Consider the following 715-nt stretch of genomic DNA (forward strand, 5'->3'; position numbering starts at 1 on the left):
CCCCGTCGGCCTGCGCGTCGGGCTGCAGCTCGACGCCGGCTCGGGACTGCCGGTCGAGCCGGAGACGCGGGCGATCATCGAGCGCGCCGCCGCGCGGTTCGCCGACGCCGGCGCGACGGTCGAGCCGCTCGACCCCTTCGTGCCCGCAGCGGTGCTCGAGGGGCTCGTGAATTTCTGGCGCAGCCGATCCTTCGCCGATTACGAGGCGCTCAGCGCAGAGGAGCGCGCCGTCGTGCTCCCCTTCATCGCGGAGTGGTGCATCGCGGGCGCCGAGTTCTCGGCCGCGCAGACGGTGCGCAACCGCGGCATGATCGAGGAGATGGCGCGCCTCACGCGCGCCGCGACTCAGCCGTTCGACCTCGTGCTCTCGCCCGTCACGCCCGTCGCCGCGTTCCCCGCCGAAGACCCGATGCCCATTCTCGACCCACTCGAGACGATGGGGCACATCTCCTTCACAGCGCCCTACAACATGTCGGGGCAGCCCGCCGTCTCGATCGGCGCGGGCGTGCAGCGCGACGGGCGCACCGTCGGCCTGCAGATCGCCTCGGGCATCGGCAGCGACGACCGGCTGATGCGGGTCGCGCTCTGGTTCGAGGGCGCGCGCGGCGGCGACGCCGAGGTCGACTGGGCGCAGGTGGCCTGAGCGCGGCGCGCCCAGCGCCTGGCGCTGCGGCGCCGAGCGCCGGGGCGCCCAGCGCCGAGCGCCGGGGCGCCC

1 protein-coding gene is annotated in these 715 nt (G+C 75.1%); it reads left to right on the forward strand.

All coding sequences use genetic code 11. From position 1 onward, the window contains the following. A partial coding sequence (locus NS354_RS12750) for an amidase family protein (protein WP_241490545.1) occupies positions 1-643 on the forward strand: 643 nt, incomplete at its 5' end. Between the last annotated feature and the right edge of the window lie 72 nt (positions 644-715).

This window comes from Leucobacter chromiiresistens (assembly GCF_001477055.1).
In the GTDB taxonomy this organism is placed as follows: Bacteria; Actinomycetota; Actinomycetes; order Actinomycetales; family Microbacteriaceae; genus Leucobacter; species Leucobacter chromiiresistens_A.